This window comes from Lederbergia sp. NSJ-179, assembly GCF_022867885.1.
GTDB lineage: Bacteria > Bacillota > Bacilli > Bacillales > Bacillaceae_C > Lederbergia.
Map to the genome: position 1 here is coordinate 32,407 of NZ_JALIFP010000020.1, position 20,801 is coordinate 53,207.

Below are 20,801 nucleotides of genomic sequence, written 5' to 3' on the forward strand. Positions count from 1 at the left end.
ATAGCAATGGTCTACCTTTCAGGTGCCGAATATGGGATTGTAAAATTATGCTCATTTATTTTCTGTATAAATCCTCATAAATTCATCTGCAAACTTTCTTACAAAATCTCGTTCAAGTGCCGTAGCTAAAGTTTCATCATTGGCTCTTGCATTTTTACTCCAATTATAGGAACCATTCATGACGAATTCAAAGTCAATTATACAGAACTTATCATGAAGCCTGTTTGATAAATAATTTCCTTTTAACTCCAGATTAAGCCCCACGCTATGCATGGGAGAACAGAAACGGAAGTACCTTTACGTATGATAAAAAAGTCCTCCTCTGCTATAATGACAAAGGTTTCGCAAGCCAATGTCGGGCAGAGGAGGACATCCATATTGGATAAATCAAGTTTATCACATACAAAGTGGAATTGCATGTATCATATTGTGTTTATTCCTAAATATAGACGGAGAACAATGTATGGAAAGCTCAGAAAAGATGTTCGTGAAATAGTCAGAAAGCTTTGTGAGTATAAAGGAATCGAAATTGTAGAGGGAAGTGTATCTATTGATCATGTCCATTTATGTGTCGAAATACCCCCAAAGCTTAGTGTTTCAACATTTATGGGTTATTTTTATAGTAAGTTTTGATTTATAGAAAGTGATACTCTAGATCATTGAAAACTCCATATTTTTCACATGATTTCTTTCTATAAATCTTCTGGTTTGCATGTTCTCTATTTTATTACTTTGCTATTATTGTATAAAAAATAGAGGAGGCAAACTAAAATGAAAGAAAACCAAAGTCTTCTACAGATAATAGAAGATACAGCAGCGGAAATGGAAAAATTAGGTTATTCCAAAAGTAGCATGCTACATTATCATGAGGTATGGAACAGGTATCTGAAGTATACTGCTCAGAAATATCTTAATCGGCATGACATGGATGAATTCCTGTCGGAATGCTATGAAATTTCTGCTGATACGAATACGTCGACAAGATACCAGCGTAGCGCTATCAGAGCAATGAACGTACTGGCCTATTATGCGGAATTTGGGAAAATCTACATCCGTTTCCCGCTGGCCACTCCACTGAATACGCAGACGCCATTCGACTCTATCCTTGCCGGATTCACGGCCATGCTAAAGGAATCTGGCTATGCCGTTTCAACTATCCATACACATGAAAGGGTAATAACTCGTTTCCTGCAGTTCCTCAGGGATGATGGCATAAAGTCTGTGCAGAATACCAGTACAGCTCATATAACATCCTTCATCTTAGAAATTACCGGACGAAGGGGCAAAGTCTCTTATGAACTTGGCTCCCTAAGGAAGTTCTTCCGTTATCTTTATAAGAACGGGCTGCATGAAAATAACCTTGCCCTGTTTGTTCCCGCATCAAATAAGCTAAAAAGTAGGGAGCGCCTGCCATCCGTGTGGAGTGTGGATGACGTACAGTTAATCTTGCAGAGCATCGATACCGGGAATCCGGTAGGAAAGCGGGATTATGCCATGATACTCCTAGCCACACGACTTGGATTGCGCGGGAGTGACATCAAGGGTCTAAAGTTCCATGACATTGACTGGGATAAGGAAACCATCACGGTGGTGCAGGCTAAGACAAAAGAGCCTGTCGCACTTCCTTTGTTGGAAGATGTTGGGATGGCACTTGTCGATTATTTAAGGAACAGCCGTCCCGTATCTGATCATCCATATGTGTTTCTTGCATTAAGGGCACCGTATAACCCGCTGTCACGTGACAACCATCTTCATCAGGTGCTTAACAAATATATAAACTGTTCAGGTGTAACGATAACGGCGGATAAATCGCACGGCATGCATAGCATGAGGCATACATTGGCATCAAAGCTCCTAAAACAGGGAACACCGCTTCCTATAATTTCCGGGATTCTGGGTCATAGGGATTCCAATACGACTGCCGAATACCTTAGGGTCGGTGTTGAGCAACTCCGTTCATGCACCCTGGATTTGGAGGTGCTACCACGATGAATGGTAAAACCTGTTTTTTAAGCAACTTTGCTCCATTACTGCAGTCGTTCATTGAAGAAAAGAATTCCCTTGGATATAAATATGAAAGTGAATGCAACAGATTGCGACATTTTGATCTATACTGCCTTGAAACCAGTCGCCCTGCCGTACTGGATAAGAGTCTTGTAGACAGCTACCTTACTCCAGATGCAAACCGAAGTGCCAAGACGACACTGAACATAATAGGACTATTAAGGCAGTTCGCTTTTTACCTACAGCGCAACGGCCATGAGGCCTACGTTTATCCAACAGAGCTATTTCCGAAGGAAGAGCATTTATATACACCGTATATATTTACAAGGGATGAAATAACCGCCCTACTCGAAGTTGCTGAGAAAATCAGCCCAAACCGCAATTTCCCGACACGTCACATTGTGCTTCCTATGCTGTTCCGCACGCTTTACTGTTGCGGGCTTAGGATATCAGAAGCATTGGATCTTACCATTGATGACATAGATTTTGAAAACGGCATCCTGGCTCTGAAGAATACGAAGGATTACCGCGATCGCCTGGTTCCGCTGTCGTCAGATCTGCAGCAGAGGTATCGTGTTTATAGCCAACAGCTGCATACGGGGAATACAGGTGATTCATATTTTTTTCAGTCCGACTACGGAAAGCAGTACAGTAGGGCTGCCGTGGCGACAAACTTCAGGAACCTGCTCTGGAAATGCGGCATTTCCTATGGTGGTAGGAAGAAAGGTCCACATCTCCATGACCTACGCCATACTTTTTCAATCCATTGTCTTCAGCGGGCAATGGCAAGGGGACGGGATTTAAAGGAATTCCTGCCCATTTTGTCTGCATATCTGGGACATAAAACATTACAGGGAACACAGACGTACCTCCATCTAACAGCCGAGCTTTATCCGGACATCCTTTCAAGGCTTGAGGGACACTGCAGTGACATTATTCCGAAGGCAGGTGATACCAATGAATAAGTCAGAAGAATTTGCCATGCTAGTCTCAAAATTCCTTGCGGATTACCTGCCGGTACAAAAAAACTTAAGCAGCAACACCATTCTGTCATACCGGAATACCTTTATGTTACTGCTGACATTTATGCAACAGATAAAAGCAGTACCGCCTGAGAAGATGGAACTCAGTTATCTTGACAGCAGTTGCATACAGGATTTTCTTCTTTGGCTTGAAACTGAAAGGAAATGTTCCATATCCACTAGGAACCAGAGGTTAGCAGCAATTCATTCCTTTGCGCGATATGTCATGTTTGTAAGACCCGAAATGCTTTATGTTTGCCAGCAGATCCTTGGCGTAAGTTATAAAAAGGTACCACAGACAATTATACATTATCTTACGGAGAGCGAAACAAGGCTCCTGCTTGCACAGCCTGATACTTCCACACTCAAGGGAATCAGGGATGCGGCCATGTTAAGCCTCCTTTGTGACTCTGCAGCACGTATTCAAGAATTTATCGATTTGAGTGTGGGGGATTTAAGGATCAATCAACCTGCTACGCTTACAATTACAGGAAAGGGCAGGATTACACGTCAGGTGCCTATCATGAAAGAGACATTACAACTTCTGGAACAGTATATGTCCATGAGTTCACTATCAGGCGAACAGTCCTCAGGGCATCCGCTTTTCGTAAGCCATACGGGAAACAGGTTTACCAGACCGGGAGTTACACATGTAATGAATAAATACCGCCTGCAGGCATTCGGATCTAATGGACTTTCCTTTCCGTTGACTCCACATATCCTCCGGCACAGTAAAGGAATGCACATGTTAAATGCAGGGATCAACATCTATTACATTAAGGAATTTCTTGGACATTCGGATCTGTCCACAACAGAAAGGTATTATGTCAGGGCAGATACCGAGATGAAACGGAAAGCATTGTCAAAAATGACTGATGATATAACACCAAAGCCTTCCGAAGAAATGCCGGGCTGGAAGAAAGATTCAAACATTCTAAGCTGGCTAAAATCACTGGGTTGACGATACTTATTTATGGAAAGAAATTAGAGAGTTGATATGAAGTTTTCTAGGTTCAATAACGGTTTCTTTCCATAAAATCTTTCTTTCTATAAAAATAATTATGGAAATCTTTCCATAATTATTTAAAAGGTAAAAGCGCGTTAATGATATTCGATAGGCATCCGGAATACAAGAAGAAAGGGAATAGGCACTTTTGGGCAAGAGGATATTATGTGGATACAGTAGGAAGAAATGAAGAGGTGATTAAAAAGTATATAAAAAAAAAGTGATTTATAATAGGCTGTTTTCTGAAGTTATTGAGGGAATGGACGTACAGATCAACTTGTTATTTGTGAGTGGTTTTTTATTCCAATTATGCATTGAAATGGATTTATAGCACAAAACTACATTCCCCCTTTGCTAACGAGAATCAATGCTGAAAAACTTGAAGAAGATTTTACTATTAATTACTTGAACATAGATATATCAAATTTCCCATCTAGGTAATTACTAAAATCTAATATTAAATTTCAAAGTTGGAGCAAAAGATTCAGAAGCTTAATTGAGAAAAGTAAAGGTATATATTATGTTCATTTATTACTTAAGTTTTTGAAGTAACTTTTTATTTTTTTGTTAAATATGTAACCGCTAACACAAGGTTTGAGGGACATTAATTTCAATTTACGAGGGAGGGTTTTATGTGAAAAAGATATTTTTTAACTTAGTACTTCTATTCATAATTAGTGCATTAATTATCGGTTGTTCTTCAGAATCAAGCGGTGATAATTCCTCTTCCAAAGAGACTAAAGGTAGTGAGGAGGGACCTGCTGTTGAGTTAGTGTATGTCTCAACGCAAAATGAAGAAAGTATGAAGCAAGTTATCAAAGCATTTGAAGAGAAAAATCCCAATATCAAAATTAAATACTGTGTTATAGATTGAGTAAGGTTGATGTTTTGACTCGCATTCCACTTAGGCTCAATGGTTAATATACTACCATTAGTTTATTTTTCTTATATTGAAACCGCTTCTATATATTGATAAATTCTATTTATCAAGTAAAGGAGGGATTCAAAATGAAAAAGTGGAAAAAATTATTTCTTAGTTTTGCGGGCGCTATCATAATTTTGGGCTCATTAGGAGCCTGTGGTGCTGGAGGAAATACAAAAACAGATGGTGATCAAGAGCGAGATAAAATTACCGTCTTGTTAAGGTCTAGCGAAACAGGTAACAAGTATAAGATTCTCAAAAAAATGTTAACAGAGTTTAGTAAAGAAAAAGGATTAAAAGAACCAGAATTTGAATTGATAAGTAGTGATGCAGACTACTTAACTAAACTGCAACTTTATATTAATTCGGACACTTTACCAGATATTTATGGTGCTGCAAACGGTGCATTATCTGATGCTGCACAGCAGATTGATGCAATGGTTAATATCGGGGAAGAATTAAAGAGAATTGATATGTATGATCAGATGAACGAGGCATTGATTGATTTTTTTGCTGATGCCAAAGATGGGGAAATGTACCTGTTTCCCGAGGCGCTTTATACCGAGTACTTTGTTTACCGAAAAGATATTTTTGAGAAATATAATTTGACGCCCCCCACCACTTGGGAGGAATTCTTAAAAATTAGTGAAACGTTGAAAGAGAAAGGAGAAATACCATTGATTGTTGCAGGAAAAGATAACTGGGTATTGATGAGGTACTTATCCTTTGCTCCTTGGCGTGTGACCTACGACAAATTTATTACGGGCTATATTAATGGGGAAGAAAGTTTTCAAGAGAACAAGGCTGCACAATATGGTGTTGAGTTGTTGCACACATTAGGTACAAAAGGCTACTTCCAACCTGGATTTATGAGTACAGACTATAATGCCGCACATGACGTATTTTATGGTGGGACTGGTGCCATGATGTATACAGGCTCTGGTACTATGTACCGAGCACTGGACATGTATGATGAAGGGAAATTAGGTTTATTTCCAGTTCCAGCCGTAGAAGGTGAGGAAAACATTCCTACCAATACTCCTATCCATGGCGGATTCGGAACCGCATTTAACGCTAAAACTTATGATAAAACGATGCAGGAATTCTTTGAATACATGTGTGAAAATTATACTGATGAAGCTTTCAATACGGCTTCAGTTTTCTCACCATTTAAAGGAGAAATGCCAAAAGACTTGCATCCGATGTTCTACGAAATTAAACCAATGATTGAATCCGCTACTGAAGGTTGGGTTTCTTGGGATGACAAACTGGATTCCGCAGTTTTGACAGACTTAGTAACTGAACAACAAAAATTAGCGCAAGGAACAATCACTCCCGAAGAATTTGAAAAGAAAGCGGACTCCTTCATTCAAAAGTGAGAAATAAGAGTCAAGAAGATAAAATACCTATTATTGTGATAGCAACTTTTAACAGCTATTTTTCTTCTCGTTAATGTTAAAAGGAGGAAGAAATGTGCAAGGAACTTTAGGTAAAAAAAGAACAATCCTGGGTTTTCTTCTACCTGCAACAATCATCTATTTTGCCTTTGTGGTCGTCTCCATCATTTGGGCTGGATACTATAGCTTTTTTGATTGGCGCGGTGTTGGTGAAATGAACTTTGTAGGTTTCAAAAACTATATTACATTGTTGACAGAAGATCCGGTTTTTTGGCTGACCGTTAAAAATACAATCGTTTATATGATAATAAACGTAATTATTCAAGTTTTCGGCGGACTTTTATTGGCCATTTTTCTAACTCGAATCACCAAATTTCGTTCATTCTTACAAACAATGTATTATGTTCCGGTTGTTATTTCATCCGTTGCTTTTTGCCAGATTTTTATTAAATTGTTTTCAGTAACCCCCGCCGGTGTAGTAAATTCAGTTTTGAGTATTTTCTCGAGTTCATTTCTTGAAATGGAATGGATTTCTAATGCGGATATTTCCTTATATGTTGCAGCATTTGTTGAAGGATATAAATATGTTGGCTTATATATGGTCATTTCTTACGCGGCGCTGATTGCTGTGCCCAAAGAACTGAGTGAAGCGGCGATTATTGATGGTGCTAATTTATTCCAAGAGTATCTATATGTCAGAATTCCTTATATTAAAGGTGTTATAGTGGCCAATTGTATTTTAGTCGTTACTGGTTCTCTGCGATCATTTGACATTTCTTTCTTGTTAACTCAAGGGGGGCCGGGTAATGCTTCTGAACTAATGTCTACATATATGTATAAACAGGCATTTAGTAGTTTGGAGTATGGATACGGTAGTGCAATTGCAATAGCGATCGTTATTATTTGTTTGGCCATTGGATTTGGGTTTAGGCGTATTACAGAAGGAAAGGAGGAATAAGGAAATGTATGAAATTGAAAAAGATTCTGCTGTAGTGATGAAGAAAAAAAATATCTTTCAGCGGAAAGAAAAGTTAGGGACTGTATTAAAACCCATGCTCGCTATAGTCATTCTGGTCATACAAATATATCCCATCTTTTACGTCATGACTTCCAGTCTTAAAACGCCTGAGGATTTTCGTAATTTAGCTACATATGCTTTACCGTCGTCGCTAAATCTAGAAAACTATATAACTGTTTTTTTCACCAGTCCTATGGTTAACTACTTTAAAAATAGTATGATCATTTTAATCGGGTCACTGATAATATTATTGTCGACCAGCTTGATGGCAGCATTTGCATTATCAAAAATCAAGTTTAAAGGAAATAAAAAACTATTTAGCTTCTTCATGTTAGGGCTGATGTTGCCATTTCAAGTAGCATTGATTCCGCTGTTTACGATTTTCTCAGAAACGAATGTATTAAATACCTATTTTGCAGTTATTATGCCGCAAGTAGCATTTTCGTTGTCTTTTTCAATCTCGCTTTTCTATTCCTTCTGTAAGTTTTTACCAGACGATGTGATAGAAGCGGCGATTATTGACGGCTGTAGCTCATTAGGCATTTTTACGAAAATCGTCGTACCAATGAGCAAAAACGCGATTTTGACTGTAGCTACGATGCAAGGAGTTTTTTGTTGGAATGATTTTATTTGTGCCAATACATTTACACGCACAACAGATATGAAGACTATTACTTTAGGATTGAATGACTTCGTCGGCTTTATGGGATTAACAGATTGGGGTGCAACCTTTGCAGCTATCACAGTAACTGTTTTACCAACATTTATTTTTTACTTCTTAGCAAGTAAATATATGTTAGAAGGAATGTCTGCTGGAGCTGTTAAAGGATAATTAATCAATGATAATTGAAAGGAAGAATTGAAAATGTCAAAAACTAATAATTCAAACCACTTATATTATCAGCCTAAAGGATACTGGGTTGGGGACATTATGCCTTGGGGGAAAGACGGTAAATTTTATCTGTATGATCAACGTGATAATCGTAATCCGGGACCGTTTGGAGAACCTTTTGGGTGGTCATTAGCAACAACAGAAGATTTTGTTCACTATGAGGATTTTGGTGATTCAATCAAAAAGGGAGACGAAGATAGCGTTGACCAATTCATTTTTGCCGGCTCAGTCTTTGAAGCGAACGGAAAAGGGCATGCTTTTTATACGGGTTACAATCGAAACTGGGCAAAGGAAGGCAAAGTTTCTCAAGTCTTATTACATGCATATAGTGATGATTTGATTACTTGGCATAAATCAAATAAATTGATTGAATTAGCACCTCAACCAGGATATGATCCACAAGATTGGCGCGACCCATGGGTGGTATGGAATGAAAATAAACAGGAATATTTATTGATCTTAGGTACACGTTTAGAAGGTCCAAAAACCAAAATGACAGGCCGCTTAGTTCACTTTAGCTCCAAAGATTTGGAAAACTGGGAATTTAAAGGTGATTTTTGGGCACCAAATATATACACAATGTTTGAAATGCCAGATCTATTCAAGATGGGGGACTATTGGTATTTAGTATACACCGAATATAGCGATCAAAGTAAGACACGTTATGTAATGAGTAAAAATATCGATGGTCCATGGATGATTCCAAGCGATGATTCATTTGATGGTCGTCCTTATTATGCGGCGCGGACTGCTTTTGATGGTAAACGACGAGTATTGTTTGGCTGGGTTGCAACGAAGGAAAACAATGATGATATGGGGAACTTTGAATGGGCTGGAGCATTTGTACCTCATGAAGTTTATCAAAGAGAAGATCATACATTAGGTGTAAAACCAGTGGATTCATTATGGAATTCTTTTACAAATAAAAAAGAAATTTCAAACCGAGTTTTGTTCGCTGCCTCTGAAATAAAAGAAGAGGTGTTGATCGATGAGATTGATAATTTCTTTGCTTTTGAAACAAATATAAAATTTTCAAAAGACACACGTTCTTTCAGCTTGCGGCTATTTAAAGATGAAGAAACGGACGAATCTTATGAATTTACGTTTTCTTTGGTAGACAATGAGCTGTCTTTTGATAAAAGTCCTTGTTATCCATGGTACCAAATGATGAATAAAGGATTACAACGTCCCATTCGATTGAAGGAAGATCAAGAATACAATTTGAAATTAATTGTTGATCATTCCATTTTCACAATCTATATTGACGGGGTAGCATTAAATGTTCGCGGATATAAAAAACTTGGAAACAAATTATCTGTTACAGTCATGGATGGACAGCTGGAGCTAACAGAAATCAAATATGCCAATAAATTGAAGTAAAAATAACTTCTTGGATGTGGAAAGTGGCTATACTTCATCATATAGCTACTTTTACATCCTGTTATGCTTTAAAACATAAAAATAGGCACGTAGTTTGAAAGAATTGTGTAAGGTGTAGGGGGCAAAATAAGCCTACTAACACACATGACTAGAGGGAGTTATTTTTTCTTTCAGTCATTTTTGTGCCTTAAGCGCAGCGAAGGGAATGAACCTTAAAGTGTTGAACCATATACAACAAAAGGGGCACTTCATATGAAAAATAATCTTCAAAAGCTTTTTGGAATTGAGGGTTCAGTGAATACTATCTTGGACGAATTTTTTAGTATCGTAGCTTTGAATATACTTTTCATTGTGTGTTCATTGCCGATTTTTACTATTGGTATGGCATGGCACGCGTTATATCAAAGTATGGCTAGTCTTATTACAAAAGAAGATGCGCATATTTATAGAAAGTATTTCTCTCAATTTCATCAAAATGTAAGACAGAATCTGGGCTTAAGCTTTCTGATGATTTTTTGGATTTTATCACTAATGATTAATCTCATCATTTTTCACCGCTTTATCCCTATGAGTCCATTTTTTGATTTGATAAGAATTTTATTTATTACAGTGAATGTTTTTATATTTTTGGGGATGCAAACTCTTTTTATTTGGTATTCGTTGAAAAAGAAGCCATTATTTATGTCCTTTAAATTGTCAATCCTTACTTCCTATAAGCAGCTTCCAAAGATTATTTTGGCACTTGTGGTAGGAGCTACTCCATTATTTCTTACATTTCATAATTTAGCATTTATGCCGTTGATTATTTTGTTTTGCCCTGCCTTACTGGTGTACGTGAAGTTAAAATTGGTGGACTATATGTAAATTAATAGGAAGAGATTAGATTTATGATACGATATTTTAAACAATGGTTTTTAAACTTAGCTATAAATAAAAAACTTTTGCTTATTTTGGCTTCTTCCTTATTTGTTTTGATCTTCATTATTGATTTTTTCATTTACAGTGTATACGCAAATATTATTGCAGATAAAATTGAGGAACAAGCATTTCAGACAACGGTTCAACTGTCTAATAACTTTGATAATAAAATTGAGATAATAAAAAATAAAATTATTCAGGTTGTGAATGATCCTACTGTACAGGAAGAATTAACAGATGACATTGCCATTGAGCAACAAGATAAAGATAACTATTATAGCAATTTCCGTAAGATTAGACGAATTCTGGTACAAGTTTATTCGAGTGTAATGCTTGAGGACATCGAAATCTATGCAGATAATGGGGATCATTATTATATTTCCATAAGTAATGAAAAGCGACCAATAAAACATGAAGCGTTATATTTAGAAAAAGTGCAACAGAGTAATGGCGGAATCCTGATGTTTGCTGAACCGGAAGCTAGTGGTAATATTCTTTTTTTGAAGCAGATCAAAGATGAACGAACAGGACAAGAATTGGGTATCATTCGTTTTGCTTTGAAAAAAGAATATCTTTATAAGTCAACAGAGGACAGCATAAAGCTGTCTAAGGGAATTATTTGTTTATACGACGGTCAGCTACCAATTTTTATCCGTAATGAATCGGATATGGACATAACAGATTTACAAAATAATTTAGAGAATGATGAGCAAAGAATTCCCGGTTTTTTTTCTATTCGTTATCTATCATCGGACACGCATTGGAAAACAGTAGTCTTATTATCTAAAGAAGAGATGTTTAAAGAACTGAATCAGCTAAAGTATGTAGTCATCTTGGTATCTATGATCATTTACATGTTAGTCCTATTATTTGTTACGCGCCTAAGCCGAACCATTACTTATCCAATTGAAGAAATCACGTCTGGATTGAAGAAATTTGTAGCAGGTGATTTGTCTGTACGACTTTCTGTGAATCGTAAAGATGAGTTAGGAACGATGAGCGAGACTTTTAATTATGCTGTTAGCCAAATTGACGAATTGATTACAGAAGTCAGTAATATGCGAAAGTTGGAGAAAGAGTTAGAGTATAAAACCCTGCAAGCTCAGATCAACCCTCATTTTTTATATAATACATTAGATGCAATATATTGGATGTCTCATTCCTCTGGAGAAATTGAAATCGCTAAAATGATTCTTGCATTAAGCAATCTTATGAGAAATGCTATTGACAATCAAAAAAGTATCACGACAATTGCTGAAGAATTAAAAATTGTGAATGATTATTTATATATTCAACAAATTAGACATTCTGACAAATTGACAGTAGATTACCAGATTGACGAAGAATTAACCATATATAATGTCCCAAAATTAACCTTACAACCACTTGTTGAGAATGCTATCAAACATGGCTTATCAGATATTGACGAAGGTGGAAGAATTGTGATCCGTTTGTTTGAACTAGAAAATAAAGTTTTCTTATCCATTAGTGATAATGGAAAAGGGATCTCCGCTGAAAGGATGAAGCAAATCATTTGTAATTTAAAGGCCAAAGATTCATTAGAAGACACTCCACATGTTGGTTTATTAGCAGTGCATAAGCGAATTCATTTTTTGTATGGTAAAGAATATGGATTGAGAATTCATACAAAAGTAGGTAAAGGAACGCTTGTTGAGTTGGTACTTCCTACAAAAGAGGAAAGGGGTACATAATGCTGAAACTATTGATTGTTGACGATGAACCTCTTGTATTAAACGGGCTAAGCCAGTATGACTGGAATAGTTGTGGCTTTGAATTGATGGGTACAGCTAAAAATGGTTTATATGCTATCGAGTTTTTAGAAGACCATACTCCAGATGCTATTTTGTCAGATATCAGAATGCCGAAAATGAACGGGGTAAAATTTATCGAAAAAGTGATGGTATTACTTCCAGATATTGAATTTGTCTTTTTGACCGGTTTTAATGATTTTGCTTACACCAAAGAAGCAATCAAGCTGGGAGCATATGACTATTTATTGAAGCCGGTAGATTTTGATGAGCTAGAAAAGGTTATGCTAGGTTTAAAGCAGAAGATTTTAGATAAGAAAAAGGAGAAGGAAGCATTCATTCATTTATTAGAAAAGGAACAAGAACTCAATTATTTGAAGAATATAGACCATTTATTCCCAGCTTTATGGTCTGATCCTCAGTCAATCTCTAAGTTTCAATCTGATTTTAAGTTCAGCTCAACAGACAGAATTGTGTTGATTGGTTCTGATCTAGTTCGTCAGTCGTCTGAAAAAAATTGGAAAGACACACAGTTTATTTTGTTAAAAGAACTTCAAGAACAATTTAAGAGGGAAGATATTCGTATTATGCAAAAAGAACTTGAGGAGCTAAATTATTCTTTTGTGATTTTGAACAGTATCAAAGGAGATGCAGTTTTGGTACAAGAGATTGAACGATGCTGTCAAGAAGCGAATAAATTTTTGAAAACTAAGCTCGGTGTATCGGTCAAATTTGCTATTTCTGAGTTTCATAGTAATGTAAATGAGATTGAAACTCTTAAAGTCCAAGTAGATACGTTATTAACAGCTAGCAAGTTTTCCACTGACCATCCAGTACTGTCCTTCTCAAAGTATACAGAAAAAAAGTATGATCTGTGGATTTTTTTAGATGATTTTCAGATGAATATATTTGAAACAATGTTGAGTGGAAATGTAAATCAGACTAAGAATATTATCGAATCTTGGCTTAAAATGATACCAGAAACCGCTAAGATTGACTTTGTAAAGTTTCGTTTTAACGGGTTCTTGTTGGAATATATGCAGTTTTTTAATGATAGGAAGGCACGACTTCCAAAGACTCAACAGTTAGCAAGCCACTTGTATCCCTGCATTATTCGTATAATTGAAAAGGTTAATTCTGCAGAAACACTGTCTGAAGTACGAAAATCAATAAAAGAGAATATTTTACTTTTAACAAATATAGGAAACGGTAACAATAAGGGAAAGACTAAAAAAGAAAAACTTGTTGAGCAAATTTTAATGATTATTGAAACTGACTATGCTGACGATATTGCTTTGGAGGATTTGTCTGATAAGTATAATGTTTCAAAACCATATATTTCAAAGATTATCAAGGAGAAGACTGGCCGAAGCTTTATGGATATTTTAAACAGTACACGATTGACCGTAGCTACTGATTTACTAAAAGAGCATGGCTTGAAAATTAAAGATATTTCCAAAATGGTCGGTTTCATGGATGATAGTTACTTTATAAAAGTGTTTAGAAAGGAATACGGGATGACGCCAAGTGACTACAGACGTATTATGTAAATCAAAACGATCATCATCCCATTTTCCGCAGTGTAGATCCTATTCGTCCCCCACAGATCTACGCACCGTCGGTCTTGGATCATAGACTAAGATTCTAACCGCTCCCTACCTAAATGTACACGGTGTCTCTTACCTTTCTAAAAGTCCATTCACTATCCTATGCATGAATGGAATTTTTCCTTTTTTAATTAGTAGTACGGAACAAAATATAACACCTTCTTAAAAATCATGCTATGGGCACAATTCAGAAGGTGTTTTTTGTTGCATTTTATGAAAGTCACTGCAAAGAATTGCTGACAACGTTTATTTAAATAAATCTGGATACATTTCCTTGGCCAACTTTTCCATTCCATCTATCGTGTTATAGCCATATCCAAACATATAGTTATAATCAACAGCGTAAATCTGCTTATTTTTTATGGCTTTCATGCTTGATAATTTAGGATTCTTATAAAGCGCCTCTTTTAATGTCTTAGCATCTACCCCTCCAGTTGTGGACCAATCTGGAATAATCAAGACATCAGGATCCGTATCAACAAGCCTCTCTATAGATATCTGTCCGTCTCCTTTTTCATTTTTAAAAGCATTATCAAGTTTTACCATGTTCATTGCATCATTGAAAAAATTCTCACCATTGGCAGCCCATGCACCCACTTCATTGGGATCGGACATGTGCAGGTAGGCGAATGTTTTTTCTTCCTTTATGCTATCTAAATTAGATCGTATTGCTTCCTCTTTGTCCTTCAATTCTTTTATAAAACTTTTTGCTTTATCTTGGACTTGAAATATTTCTCCCAAGTTTTCAATATCCTTATAGATGGAGTCATACGTTGCTCCCGTAACGGATGATTCAAGAACATACGTATTTATTCCCATATCATTAAGGGTATCGACTGTTCCTACTCCCCAGTCCGCATTATCGAATAATCCTCCTCTCCCATAAACTAAGTCAGGATTTTCTCCTAATGCAACCTCTTTACCAATATAATCATCACTCAGGATGTGCAACTTGGAGTATTCTTTTTCTACCGATTTATCTGGCGCTCCAAAATTTCCCCCTACTCCCACGATCCTGTCACCTAAGCCTAAATGGAGTAGTAATTCTGCTGCCGGCCTTGTATTGGCCACAATTCTTTCCGGTGCTTTCGCAAATACTTGTTCTTTCTTCTCCGCAGTTCCTCCTCCTTCAGCTATAGTATAGTTTTCGATCGTTAGTGGATAATGTTGATTGGCTTTCGTGGTTTTCGTCTCCGAAGTGTCGCTTTTTGATTCATTTCCACATGCAGTTAAAGATAGCATGGCAATTATTACAAGAACTAGTAATCTATTCTTTTTCACAATTAATCTTCCACCTTTTTTATATTCCATATGCAAAACCTAATCCCTTTGTAATGGGATTAATAAACGTTTGACACTTAATTTCATAGAGTGCTTCAATCGTATCTGGTGTAAGTACTTTTTCCGGTGTACCATGCGCATAAATCTTGCCATCTTTTATTGCATAAATATAATCGCAATAATGCGCTGCAGTTTCTAAATCATGAAGAGCAGCGAGGACACCTATATTCAACTCCTTCACACAAGATAAAATTTCAATTTGATAACGAATATCTAAATGATTAGTAGGCTCATCTAAAATCATAAATTTAGGTTGTTGCGCAATCGTTCTTGCTAAAATAACCCGTTGTTTTTCTCCCCCGGATAGGGATAAAAAACTACGATCTTTGTATTTAAGTAAATTTGTCCTTATCAGTGCTTCCTCAACAATCCGGTAGTCCTCTTGCTTATCTGACTCTAACAATTTTTTATGCGGTGTTCTTCCCAACATCACCATTTGCTGGACGGTCAAGTCAAAACTCATTTCATTAAATTGCCCCACTACACCTAATTGCTGTGAAACCTTCTTTTCAGACGCTTTTAGAACATTCAAATCGCCTAAAAATACAGTCCCTTTATGAGGAATTAAACTCTTATACACACTTTTTAAAAATGTAGATTTTCCACATCCATTGGGTCCAATTAATCCTACAAATTGTTGTTTTTTTGCTGAAACTGAAATGTTTTTAACGATTTCCTTTTTACCAATCTTTATTTCCATTCCCTCTACGGTCAATTCCATTTTTCACCCTCCAAAATTGTAGCCTTTTTTGGCAATCATGTAGATAAATAATGGCGAACCAATAACAGATGTAATAATTCCAATTGGTAATTCAACATTGTGGATTAATATTCTCGATAAAATGTCCGCCCAGATCAAAAAGAGTCCACCTAATAGTAATGTCGCTGGCATAAGTCGTTTGTGATCTGCCCCAAATAGTCCTCTTGATATGTGGGGGATAATAAGGCCCACAAAACCAATCATTCCTGCATAAGCGACCATGGTTCCTGTGATTAGTGCGGCAAGGATCATATAGAGTTTGCGATAGACACTTAAGTTAATTCCAAGTGTAATCGCGGATTCATCTCCTAATAACATCGTATTGAGCACTCGATGTTGAAAAAGAAACAGGCCGCATCCAGCTAGAACAACAACTGCCATAATGGGGGTTTTATCCCAATTTGAAGAGGCTAAACTTCCCATCGACCAAAAGGTCACTGTTTTAATCCCTTCCGCATTATTAGCAAAAAATATAATAAGACTCGAAAATGAACTACATAACGCCCCAATGACAACTCCCGAAAGGACGAGTTTCACGGATGTTGCTTTTCCACCCACACTTGATAAAATAAGCACTCCTATTGAAGTAATGATCGCACCTACAAAGGCTCCAAACGCTACACCAAATTGTGCCAATAACGCTCCGCTGCCAAAACCGACTAATATCGCGAATGTTGCCCCTAGCGAAGCCCCTGATGAAATCCCCAGTATATAAGGGTCAGCGAGTGGATTTTGCACGACAGCTTGCATGATGGTCCCACATAAAGAAAGGCCCATGCCAATCAAAAGGGCAAAAATAACTCGGGGCATCCTGACTTGTGTAATTATATTTAAGTAGGATTGACTCTCAACAGTATCAATGGATCCCAATTTGCCATTTGTCACTGTATGTATAATGATCTTCATGGCTTGATTGAAGGGAATATGTACTTGCCCAATGGATACAGAATAAACAGTTGATACTATTATGAGGCAGATCAAAATAAAAATAATAGCATAATAGATGTTTCCTAATTCTTGTTTGTTTACCACCTTGTTACTCAGAAGCCTCATCCCTTTCAGAAAACCATCCAAACGATATTGATAATCATTATCAATTAAATAATAACAGATGATTTAATCATTATCAACATTTTTTTACACTTGATACGCTTCATCTAATTCCCAATTTCTTTTCAACCTTTTTCCTCCCTTTGCAGCATTCGATACAGAGTCATACGGGAGATACCAGCCTTTTCAGCAGCATCTGTCCGACTCATCCCTTGGGCGCTTAATGCCAATGGCACTAAACTTGCGTGACGTAAGCTGTATTTAAGTCCAGGGAAGCCTCTTCCAAATCTCTGATTTGTTGGGGGAGGTTCACCATAGGAGACTTCTGCCTAAAAAAGCATTAGGCCAAATGAATCGCAACTTTCTTCATTCGAGATCAGCGGTTATGAGGCTTATCAACTGATTTTTTTTACCAATTTTTATCCCGTATAAATAAGAAATAAGATAATTGTCCTGTTTATCTTCACCCACGAATAGGATAACAGCGGGGGCTCTGTAAACTACGCATCTCGAGAGAAAGACTTTAAGCCCTTAAGCTGATGCCTTTGAACGACTAGTAAAGGGGGGATTTGTAATAAAATGTGCAATTATTTCTTCAATGTAGAAGAAAAGATTCCAATCTAGAAGATAGTTTACCTCTTAAAAACCTTATCCAGAATAAGGTTGCTACTGCTTTTATTGCATTAAACGCAAAATTGGATCTGCATATTTATAAATTGGATGAAAGTATGAATTTGAACGTTCCAGATGATCTATCCATTATATCGTTTGATGATCCGTATTTTGATTCTGAGTTAGGTGCTTTTACACATATTTATCAGTCCGAACAACTTATAGGAGAGGGGGCGGCAAATATATTAATTCAGTTACTGGATAAGCGTCATAATAATGAAGGATATAAGAAAAAGAACATTCCGCCCAAACTTGTTGTGAAGGGTACAACCGGTACCGCACCAAAAGTACTATTTGACTAAAAAAGGGGAAGTCTTTTTTTAAAAGAAAGGAAATATAAATTTGACCTTTTTAAAATCGCTCTGTTGTGGGGAGAGAATTTATTCGGTTGCTAATCCTTCAAAGTGAGATAGAATAACAAAGATTCCTAGAGTTTGACCAAAGGAAATCTGAAAGAATGAGCCAAAGAATGGGCAGATCTGCCTTTCTTGGATCTAGCTCCAGCGCCCAGCGACTAGCAAACTTTCGGTGCCTTCCTACGATAAGTCAACATCGATTCACCCTTCGGGTTCATCGTGTTTCCTTTATCTCGTCAGGCCCCTAAAAAGTTTGTACGTCGCTAAACGGGCGCTTGCGCTTTTCTTAGCTCCATACTTTCAGACTTAATTAATGAAGCAGCGGTAACTAGGGTTAGCCTAATTATAGGACGCTTTAGACGCAGCTTTTTACCATAAGAACTGCATTTACTCTCAAGTTATAACTAAAAAAACATGAATTTAATTTTTGTTTTCACCCGAAAAGGTCATTCATCCAATTGCAGCGCATATAAATCGCTCCGGATATATACTTCGCTAAAGTAGCGTATTGTTCACCTGTAAAATGATAATTTTTGAGAATCTATCTTTTTGGGTACTAACCAAATTTTCAATTGAAAAAAATCACAGATTGAGGATGAGTCCTCAGTCTGTGATTTTAACATTATTAATCCACTACTCTACCATATATTTCAACATCAGCAATTCTTGCGGTATCATCTGCACCTGGATTATCAATTGTAAGCCTTAGATATCTGGCTTCTACTGGATCGAATTCGATATCTGTTACATTTAATTGATTCCCTCTATAATCATCGATTAATTCCCATGTTGAGCCATCTGTGCTTACTTCTACTCGATAATCGCGTGTATTCAACTCTTGTTCAAGGCTATGTTCCCCTGCATGTCTGATCACATACCGATTGATCTCATATGTTTCGCTGAAATCGAATTCCAACCAATTTTCTTCCTCTGAAGAAGACCAAATATCAGCGAAGGTGCCGTTAATAGTAACTTTTGGATCTACTGTAGTATCACTTGCTGTTACTGTGGTATGCTCTGACATCGCTAAGTTAAATGGTAAGTGATTTGCTTCATTATACAATGAAAAGAAGTGATCTGCTCGAACAAACTCAACATTCCCATCATACTGTTCATTCAGCTTATCATGAATTTCTATGATTACTTCTGGTCTTAACTCGCTCCAAATATCGACTTGATAAGATAAGAAATATGGAGATTCCCCATCCCATTTATTAATCTCAGTTGTCATATCACCGAGGATATGATCGTAGCCACTTCCGTATGGAATCCTTAATTTTTCAAAAGGTACTCGATCATTTTCGATACTTCCCGCAACAGAAGGGACATCCCTAAAATTCTGAACGGTTGCTCCATATAAGTTACGACCATTTCTTTCATAAGCTTCTCTAACCATTGGTGAAGCATCATCCCAGATCGTGACAACTCTAATACCTGATCTTTGTAAGTAGGTTTCTGTTAAGCGCGTATATCCATCGGCTGCATCCTCATCCGTTAAGATATCTTTTACTGGGGCTCCAGGCTCATTTAGTGTATTATAAGGCATCATGTAACCCATCCCAGAAGGTCCAGTTACAAAATATTCATTTTCTGTTGCATCTTGATAATAATAGTTTAATAGTCCAGGACCAATATCAACAAGGCCAGGAGCAATTGTCCAGTTCATCGGAATTTGTCCTCGATAGTCTTCATTCTCATCCCAAATCACCCTCATCGCCCGTTGTGTATATTGAATATTATCACCATCGCTTATATATAAAGCGATATATACTTTATTTTCTAACTCAGGTTTATTCGGAACTGGTGGAGGTGTTATGGTATGATCATTTCCGCTATATACACTACCGCTTATATAAAAATCAGCAGGCATTGTGCCTATGCCAAACTTTGATGCTAACGTAATGCCAGAACGCTCGGTCGTATACCAACCAAGTGCAATTGCATTTCCTGGTTCCATATCTCCATAAAACTTTTCAAGTACTTCTCTCTCGTCATCGTCTAATGTATCAAGCCAAAGAACTGTCTCACCAGTTGCTGCAATAATATCTCTCGTATGATGATGGTCTCCACCTTCATCATACGGTTTAGCATTTAAAATAACCCGTTTCTGTGTGTCATCCCAATAATTATCATAGAGATAGTTATAGATTTCAATCGGAGTTGTAAAAGTCATTTCTGTGAGATCTTCTACTACATCTAATTCTATCCCTTTAGCCTGCATTTCTTCATATACACTTTCAGCTACAGGTATAGCATTCATTATTCCAGCCATTGTTCCCGCTAAATTTCTATAATGGGGACTTATTGTTGGATCATACAATATGACGCCATCGACTTCGTCTGCGTACTTGGAAAGTAAATCGAATTTAGTAGTTTCTAAATAGGCTTCACGATTTTCAAAACCAATAATTGGTGTCATCGGCCATGTAAAAGCACCTTCATCTGTACCAGAGTCAAGCAATAAAATTCTAGGTTTTTCTTTATTCACAAGCCCTTGTAATGCAGAAAAAGTGATCGCTTCATCTGTCGTAAATGCTTGAACCAATATTGTATCAAGCGTATCTTCAGGTGTTGCAAATGTAGGCAATGCTTGCCCTTCTGGCCAAGAAATGCCATTTTCTATGTTTGTTACTTCGGGGTATGGCGTATAATGATTTGTTTTATTTTCGTAGCTTTCCATAAAGACT

17 protein-coding genes and 3 pseudogenes are annotated in these 20,801 nt (G+C 36.9%); 14 read left to right on the forward strand and 6 right to left on the reverse strand.

All coding sequences use genetic code 11. From position 1 onward, the window contains the following. Window positions 1–51: 51 nt before the first annotated feature. Window positions 52–273 (reverse strand): phospholipase D-like domain-containing protein, encoded by a 222-nt coding sequence (locus MUB24_RS23295; RefSeq protein WP_280516999.1) that lies wholly within the window; start codon window positions 271–273, stop codon window positions 52–54. A 57-nt stretch (window positions 274–330) separates the two neighbouring features. On the opposite strand from MUB24_RS23295, the pseudogene tnpA (MUB24_RS14660) reads away from it, so the two are divergent. From tnpA (MUB24_RS14660) to MUB24_RS14720, 13 genes and pseudogenes are all read left to right on the forward strand, one after another. After that, window positions 331–627, forward strand: a pseudogene (gene tnpA / locus MUB24_RS14660) (IS200/IS605 family transposase); the annotation flags it as partial. 144 nt (window positions 628–771) lie between these two features. Further along, complete coding sequence (locus MUB24_RS14665; protein WP_244705362.1) at window positions 772–1,992, forward strand: site-specific integrase; 1,221 nt, start codon at window positions 772–774, stop codon at window positions 1,990–1,992. After that, window positions 1,989–2,969: a tyrosine-type recombinase/integrase gene (locus MUB24_RS14670; RefSeq protein ID WP_244705363.1), complete on the forward strand. Its 981-nt coding sequence runs from the start codon at window positions 1,989–1,991 to the stop codon at window positions 2,967–2,969. Before MUB24_RS14665 ends, MUB24_RS14670 begins: the two co-directional genes overlap by 4 nt. Continuing rightward, a complete protein-coding gene (locus MUB24_RS14675) occupies window positions 2,962–3,987 on the forward strand; it encodes a tyrosine-type recombinase/integrase (RefSeq protein WP_244705364.1) in 1,026 nt (341 codons plus the stop codon). The genes MUB24_RS14670 and MUB24_RS14675 overlap by 8 nt, the downstream gene beginning before the upstream one ends. A 107-nt stretch (window positions 3,988–4,094) precedes the next feature. Beyond that, window positions 4,095–4,253, forward strand: a pseudogene (gene tnpA, locus MUB24_RS14680) (IS200/IS605 family transposase); the annotation flags it as partial. 413 nt (window positions 4,254–4,666) lie between these two features. Continuing rightward, window positions 4,667–4,906 carry a hypothetical protein gene (locus MUB24_RS14685; RefSeq protein ID WP_244705365.1) on the forward strand — a complete coding sequence of 80 codons (240 nt, stop codon included), beginning with the start codon at window positions 4,667–4,669 and terminating at the stop codon, window positions 4,904–4,906. Between the two features lie 134 nt (window positions 4,907–5,040). Continuing rightward, entirely contained in the window at window positions 5,041–6,333 is a 1,293-nt protein-coding gene (locus MUB24_RS14690; RefSeq protein ID WP_244705366.1) for an ABC transporter substrate-binding protein, read from the forward strand. 94 nt (window positions 6,334–6,427) lie between these two features. Then, on the forward strand, window positions 6,428–7,309 hold the full coding sequence (locus MUB24_RS14695) for a carbohydrate ABC transporter permease (RefSeq protein WP_244705367.1): 882 nt from the start codon (window positions 6,428–6,430) through the stop codon (window positions 7,307–7,309). 4 nt (window positions 7,310–7,313) lie between these two features. Then, a complete protein-coding gene (locus MUB24_RS14700) occupies window positions 7,314–8,201 on the forward strand; it encodes a carbohydrate ABC transporter permease (protein WP_244705368.1) in 888 nt (295 codons plus the stop codon). A gap of 33 nt (window positions 8,202–8,234) precedes the next feature. Continuing rightward, a complete protein-coding gene (locus MUB24_RS14705; RefSeq protein WP_244705369.1) occupies window positions 8,235–9,641 on the forward strand; it encodes a family 43 glycosylhydrolase in 1,407 nt (468 codons plus the stop codon). 252 nt (window positions 9,642–9,893) lie between these two features. Beyond that, on the forward strand, window positions 9,894–10,505 hold the full coding sequence (locus MUB24_RS14710) for a DUF624 domain-containing protein (protein ID WP_244705370.1): 612 nt from the start codon (window positions 9,894–9,896) through the stop codon (window positions 10,503–10,505). Window positions 10,506–10,528: 23 nt separating this feature from the next. Then, window positions 10,529–12,271 (forward strand): sensor histidine kinase, encoded by a 1,743-nt coding sequence (locus tag MUB24_RS14715; RefSeq protein ID WP_244705371.1) that lies wholly within the window; start codon window positions 10,529–10,531, stop codon window positions 12,269–12,271. After that, on the forward strand, window positions 12,271–13,878 hold the full coding sequence (locus tag MUB24_RS14720) for a response regulator (RefSeq protein ID WP_244705372.1): 1,608 nt from the start codon (window positions 12,271–12,273) through the stop codon (window positions 13,876–13,878). The genes MUB24_RS14715 and MUB24_RS14720 overlap by 1 nt, the downstream gene beginning before the upstream one ends. A gap of 303 nt (window positions 13,879–14,181) precedes the next feature. Here MUB24_RS14720 and MUB24_RS14725 read toward each other — a convergent pair whose 3' ends face one another. From MUB24_RS14725 to MUB24_RS14740, 4 genes and pseudogenes are all read right to left on the reverse strand, one after another. Then, window positions 14,182–15,216: an ABC transporter substrate-binding protein gene (locus MUB24_RS14725; protein WP_244705373.1), complete on the reverse strand. Its 1,035-nt coding sequence runs from the start codon at window positions 15,214–15,216 to the stop codon at window positions 14,182–14,184. 19 nt (window positions 15,217–15,235) lie between these two features. Beyond that, window positions 15,236–15,997, reverse strand: a complete 762-nt coding sequence (locus MUB24_RS14730; RefSeq protein ID WP_244705374.1) for an ABC transporter ATP-binding protein — start codon at window positions 15,995–15,997, stop codon at window positions 15,236–15,238. Window positions 15,998–16,000: 3 nt separating this feature from the next. Next, a complete protein-coding gene (locus MUB24_RS14735) occupies window positions 16,001–17,089 on the reverse strand; it encodes a FecCD family ABC transporter permease (RefSeq protein ID WP_244705375.1) in 1,089 nt (362 codons plus the stop codon). Between the two features lie 122 nt (window positions 17,090–17,211). Continuing rightward, window positions 17,212–17,316 (reverse strand): annotated as a pseudogene (locus MUB24_RS14740) (helix-turn-helix domain-containing protein); the annotation flags it as partial. Between the two features lie 351 nt (window positions 17,317–17,667). On the opposite strand from MUB24_RS14740, the gene MUB24_RS14745 reads away from it, so the two are divergent. Next, the gene (locus MUB24_RS14745; protein WP_244705376.1) at window positions 17,668–18,060 is read left to right on the forward strand and encodes a substrate-binding domain-containing protein; all 393 of its coding nucleotides are present in this window, start codon (window positions 17,668–17,670) and stop codon (window positions 18,058–18,060) included. A 679-nt stretch (window positions 18,061–18,739) separates the two neighbouring features. On the opposite strand, the gene MUB24_RS14750 is transcribed toward MUB24_RS14745, so the two are convergent. Beyond that, window positions 18,740–20,794 (reverse strand): galactose-binding domain-containing protein, encoded by a 2,055-nt coding sequence (locus MUB24_RS14750; RefSeq protein ID WP_244705377.1) that lies wholly within the window; start codon window positions 20,792–20,794, stop codon window positions 18,740–18,742. Window positions 20,795–20,801: the final 7 nt, after the last annotated feature.

Excerpts from the sequence above, each read along its gene's own strand:
- MUB24_RS23295 (WP_280516999.1), bottom strand. The coding sequence starts at position 273 with ATGCATAGCGTGGGGCTTAATCTGGAGTTAAAAGGAAATTATTTATCA.
- MUB24_RS14665 (WP_244705362.1), top strand. The coding sequence starts at position 772 with ATGAAAGAAAACCAAAGTCTTCTACAGATAATAGAAGATACAGCAGCG.
- MUB24_RS14670 (WP_244705363.1), top strand. The coding sequence starts at position 1,989 with ATGAATGGTAAAACCTGTTTTTTAAGCAACTTTGCTCCATTACTGCAG.
- MUB24_RS14675 (WP_244705364.1), top strand. The coding sequence starts at position 2,962 with ATGAATAAGTCAGAAGAATTTGCCATGCTAGTCTCAAAATTCCTTGCG.
- MUB24_RS14690 (WP_244705366.1), top strand. The coding sequence starts at position 5,041 with ATGAAAAAGTGGAAAAAATTATTTCTTAGTTTTGCGGGCGCTATCATA.
- MUB24_RS14700 (WP_244705368.1), top strand. The coding sequence starts at position 7,314 with ATGTATGAAATTGAAAAAGATTCTGCTGTAGTGATGAAGAAAAAAAAT.
- MUB24_RS14705 (WP_244705369.1), top strand. The coding sequence starts at position 8,235 with ATGTCAAAAACTAATAATTCAAACCACTTATATTATCAGCCTAAAGGA.
- MUB24_RS14710 (WP_244705370.1), top strand. The coding sequence starts at position 9,894 with ATGAAAAATAATCTTCAAAAGCTTTTTGGAATTGAGGGTTCAGTGAAT.
- MUB24_RS14715 (WP_244705371.1), top strand. The coding sequence starts at position 10,529 with ATGATACGATATTTTAAACAATGGTTTTTAAACTTAGCTATAAATAAA.
- MUB24_RS14720 (WP_244705372.1), top strand. The coding sequence starts at position 12,271 with ATGCTGAAACTATTGATTGTTGACGATGAACCTCTTGTATTAAACGGG.
- MUB24_RS14730 (WP_244705374.1), bottom strand. The coding sequence starts at position 15,997 with ATGGAATTGACCGTAGAGGGAATGGAAATAAAGATTGGTAAAAAGGAA.
- MUB24_RS14735 (WP_244705375.1), bottom strand. The coding sequence starts at position 17,089 with ATGAGGCTTCTGAGTAACAAGGTGGTAAACAAACAAGAATTAGGAAAC.
- MUB24_RS14750 (WP_244705377.1), bottom strand. The coding sequence starts at position 20,794 with ATGGAAAGCTACGAAAATAAAACAAATCATTATACGCCATACCCCGAA.